Source organism: Streptomyces sp. NPDC049577, assembly GCF_040675635.1.
Classification (GTDB): Bacteria; Actinomycetota; Actinomycetes; order Streptomycetales; family Streptomycetaceae; genus Streptomyces.
This window is the reverse complement of the sequence record NZ_JBFAPH010000451.1, coordinates 1-4044: the sequence shown is the minus strand read 5'-3', so window position 1 is coordinate 4044 and position 4044 is coordinate 1. Positions and strand designations below refer to the sequence as shown.

The following is a 4044-nucleotide window of genomic DNA, read 5'->3' as shown; positions in this document are numbered from 1 at the left end:
GGCGACATCGGCGACGACTGGTCGTCGATGATCGGCATCGCGCACGCCGACCAGGGCCTCGCCGCGTACGCCCGGCCCGGCGCCTGGAACGACCCGGACATGCTGGAGGTCGGCAACGGCGGCATGACCGACGACGAGTACCGCACCCACTTCAGCCTCTGGGCGCAGTTGGCCGCCCCGCTGATCATCGGCACCGATCTGCGCACCGCCTCCCGGCAGACGTTCGACATCCTCACCAACACCGATGTCATCGCCGTCGACCAGGACCCGCTGGGCAGACAGGGCACCGTCGTCTCCCGCTCCGGCGGCCTGGTGGTGATGACCAAGCCGCTCGCGGACGGCAGCCGCTCCGTCACCCTCACCAACGAGCGCGCCGGCACGGCCACCATCAGCACCACCGCCCGGGCCATCGGCCTCGACGGCGCGAGCACCTACGTCCTCAGGGACCTGTGGTCCCGGCGCACCAGCACCAGCACGGGCACCATCAGCGCCACCGTCCCCGCCCACGGCACGGTGATGTACCGGGTGACCGCGATCGACCCCGTGCTGCCGCCGGCCGGCACCAGCTCCGCCGGTGACCTGCCGCCGCGCTCCGCCGTGAACGGCTGGGGCCCGGTCGAACACGACCGCAGCAACGGCGAGACCGCGGTAGGCGACGGGCGTCCCCTCACCATCCGCGGTACCCGCTACGCCAAGGGCCTGGGCGCGCACGCCGCCGGCGAGATCGTCTACTACCTCGGCCGCACCTGCCGTTCGCTGACCGTCGACGTCGGCGTCGACGACGAGACGGGCGGCAGGGGCTCGGTCGTCTTCCAGATCTGGAAGGACGGTACGAAGGCCGCCGACAGCGGCCCGCTCACCGGCACCGCCCCTGCCGAGCGGCTGTCCGCCGACCTGACCGGGGCGGTGGAACTGCGCCTGGTGGTCACCGACGCCGGCGACGGCAACGCCTACGACCACGCCGACTGGGCGAACCCGGTCCTGACCTGCTGACGGACGGCCCTCCCCGGCTCAGGACGGCAGCCGCATCGCGTACACGTGGCGGGTGAAGTAGACGCTCTTCGGATCGCGCTTGCCGTCCTTGCGGCGCGGCTGGTCGCCGGGCGCGTATTCGCCCAGCGACCACAGCACGTTGCCGCGCCGGTCGTAGCTGAGGTCCTCGGGGCCCGGCGGGGTCCGCCACAGGGGCTTGGGCGCGCCCCAGCCGGGGCGCCAGGTCCGCAGGTGACCGTTCCCCGTGGGGCCGGCGCTCATGGAGAGGTAGTAGGTGCCGCGAACGCCCACGGCGCCCTGGATACCGGTGGCGGTCCCCTCGATGTCCAGCGTCTCCCGGGAGGTGAGGCTCGCGAGCCCGCCGTCCGCGGCCAGCTCCCAGCGGGCGATGTGCGGCGTCCGGCTGCTCTTCGGCCCCTGGTACTCGCTGACCACGAGCGAGTCCCGGGCGACGGAGCCGTCCCCGGCCCGCTCGAGCGCCAGCTGGGAGTAGCGGAAGTCGCCGGCTGTGTCCCGGTACCGGGCGACCTGCGGCAGGACGTACCCGTACCGGCGGGCGTAGTACTTCCGGTCGCCGGGGTTGTAGCCGAAGACGTCCTTGGTCGCCGGAACGGAGAACAGGTGGTTCAGGTCGAAGACCCGTATCCCGTTCGGGGCGCTGTCGTGGAACTCCGCGACGTAGAGGAGGTTCCGGTACCAGGCCAGGCCGCCGGCGTGGAGCTCGACCTTCTTGAAGCTCGGCTGGCCGTGCTTGATCTCCGGCTCCACGAGGAGCACGTGCCAGTACCGGGGAGCCCCACCGGCGGGGACGTCCACGATACTCACGCGGGTGCCCTGTTTCTCCGCGCGGACCGGGTGCGCGTCCCAGGAGACCAGCAGGACGGTCCGGGCGGGACTGCCGCCGAGCGAGTCGTAGTTGGTGGTGATGCCCTGCGGTCGCCAGTCCTTGGTGCCATAGTCGTCGTCCTGCCAGCGGAACACCGTGTGCAGCGGCGGCGTCTCCCCGGCGGGCGGGCTTCCCGCGGGCCAGGTGAGCCGCTCGACCACTCCCCTGCGCTGGGGCGAACCGGCGAGGATGACATCGAGTGGCGCCCGCGCGATGCCCCAGCGGTGGTCCGGCGTCATGGCCCGTGCGTCCAGCTGCCGGATGACGTCCCGGTAGGTCAGGAACCCCGAACCCGGCGCGTTCGTACGGACGGTGAGCCGGCGCCGCGCGGCCGCCGTGGCCGTCGGGGGCAGGAGGAGACCGCCCGCCCCCGCGATGAACGGCGCCGCGGCAAGGCCGCGCAGAATCGTTCTTCGTGGCGTGTCCATGCCCGCGGAGTGTATGACCGGAACGCACGGGTCGGTACCGGGACGTAGGTCCCTGGTCCCAGGGAACCGAACCGTGGCCCGATGCCGGAACCACCCGGCACAGGAGATAAATGGAGCCATGGACTCAACACGAACGGACGCCTACTTGCGCCGCATCGGCGCCGCCCGCCCGATCGCCCCCGATCTGGAGGCGCTGCGCGAGCTGCAGTGGCGTCATCTGGTCGCGGTGCCCTTCGAGAACCTCTCCATCCACCTCGGCGAGGACATCGTGCTCGAGGGGCCGGCCCTGGTCGGCAAGGTGGTGGAACGAGGGCGCGGCGGCTTCTGCTTCGAGCTGAACGGCGCCTTCGCGGAGCTGCTGACCACACTCGGCTACCGGGTGAGCCTGCTGGCCGGGCGGGTGATGGGGCCGGACGGACGGTTCGGCATACCCTTCGACCATCTGGCCCTGCGGGTCGAGGCGCGGGGCACGGACGAGCCGTTCCTCGTCGACATCGGCTTCGGGCGCAACAGCCACCGGCCGCTGCGCCTGGACGAACGCGGTGAGCAGCCGGACCCGGCGGGCGTCTTCCGGATCACCGAGACGAAGGACGGGGACCTGGACGTCAGCAGGGACGGGGAGGTGCAGTACCGCCTGGAGCGGCGCCCGCGGGAGCTGGCCGACTTCGAGGCCGGCAGCTGGTGGCACCGCACCTCGCCGGCGTCCCCGTTCACACGGTCCGTGCTCTGTTCCCGGCTCACCGGCTCCGGCGACCGGGTCACCCTCACCGGGCGGAGGCTCGTGACCAGCGGCCCGGGCGGCCGCGAGGAGCGGGAGCTGGCCGAGGACGAGATCCTGCCCGCCTACCGGGAGCACTTCGGCATCGAACTGGAGCGGATTCCCGAGGTCCACTCCCGGCCCTCGTCCGCGTCCGCCCACGCCGGACCTAGCGCGCGCCGGTGAGGTTGTACTGGCTGTCCAGGGTCAGGGTCATCGTGTACGAGGGCGAGCCGGTGGTGCCGTTCCTGAAGCCGCCGCTCACGGTGTAGGGCGCCGTCCTGGTGCTGCCGCCCGGGCTGGTGTCGGTGTCCGTGGTGGTGCCGGAGCACTGGATCGTGCCGTCCTGGAGGAGCTTCGCGTCCATCGGGCCGAGCTTTTCGTTGATGTTGCTGGCCACGCCGGTGAACACCGGGGAGTAGTTGACCTCGGTGAGCGTGATCGTGAGGTGCCCGGCCCGGTCGGGGCCGGGACCGGTGGGGTCGCTCTGCTTGGAGATGTCGATGAAGCAGTCGGGGGCCGCGCAGACCGCTCCGTTCAGGGTGCCGTTGTACGTGCCGTTGACGTCGAAGGACGCGGGGGCCGCGGGCGGCGGATTCGAAGGGTTCGAGGGGGTCGAGGGCTCGGGGTTCGACGGGTTGCCGGGCGCGGGGTTGCCCGGCTGCGGGGCCGTGACGCCCGGTGGGGGGTGGGGACGGCTGGTGCGTGCGGTTCCAGAGGTAGACGGCCCCGCCGGCCAGGGCCAGGATGACGAGCCCGCCCGTGAGGATCGTGCCGAGACCGAGCCCCGCCAGACCGCCCGCGGTCTCGGCGGCCGCCGCACCGCCGACGGCCTCGCCCGCGGTGGCGGCACCCACGGCCTCGCCGGCCAGCGCGCCTTCCGCGGCGACTCCTTCGCCTACCGCCACGCCCTCGCCCACGGCGGCGCCCTCCCCGACAGCGGCCCCTTCGCCCACAGCGGCTCACTCGCCTGCTGCCGG

The 4044-nt window shown here is 72.6% G+C and carries 5 protein-coding genes; 3 read left to right on the top strand and 2 right to left on the bottom strand.

The window, feature by feature from the left end:
* The coding region (locus AB0K09_RS30700; RefSeq protein ID WP_366068681.1) for an NPCBM/NEW2 domain-containing protein at positions 1-993 on the top strand (993 nt) is incomplete at its 5' end.
* An 18-nt stretch (positions 994-1011) separates the two neighbouring features.
* On the opposite strand, the gene AB0K09_RS30695 is transcribed toward AB0K09_RS30700, so the two are convergent.
* Positions 1012-2307 (bottom strand): hypothetical protein, encoded by a 1296-nt coding sequence (locus tag AB0K09_RS30695; protein WP_366068679.1) that lies wholly within the window; start codon positions 2305-2307, stop codon positions 1012-1014.
* Between the two features lie 118 nt (positions 2308-2425).
* Between AB0K09_RS30695 and AB0K09_RS30690 the strand changes: the two genes are divergently transcribed.
* Positions 2426-3250 (top strand): arylamine N-acetyltransferase, encoded by an 825-nt coding sequence (locus tag AB0K09_RS30690; protein ID WP_366068678.1) that lies wholly within the window; start codon positions 2426-2428, stop codon positions 3248-3250.
* On the opposite strand, the gene AB0K09_RS30685 is transcribed toward AB0K09_RS30690, so the two are convergent.
* Positions 3234-3464, bottom strand: coding sequence for a hypothetical protein (locus tag AB0K09_RS30685; RefSeq protein ID WP_366068677.1), 231 nt, complete (start codon positions 3462-3464; stop codon positions 3234-3236). The two genes, AB0K09_RS30690 and AB0K09_RS30685, sit on opposite strands and share 17 nt — an antisense overlap.
* 301 nt (positions 3465-3765) lie before the next feature.
* On the opposite strand from AB0K09_RS30685, the gene AB0K09_RS30680 reads away from it, so the two are divergent.
* On the top strand, positions 3766-4044 hold a 279-nt coding region (locus AB0K09_RS30680), incomplete at its 3' end, for a hypothetical protein (protein WP_366068676.1).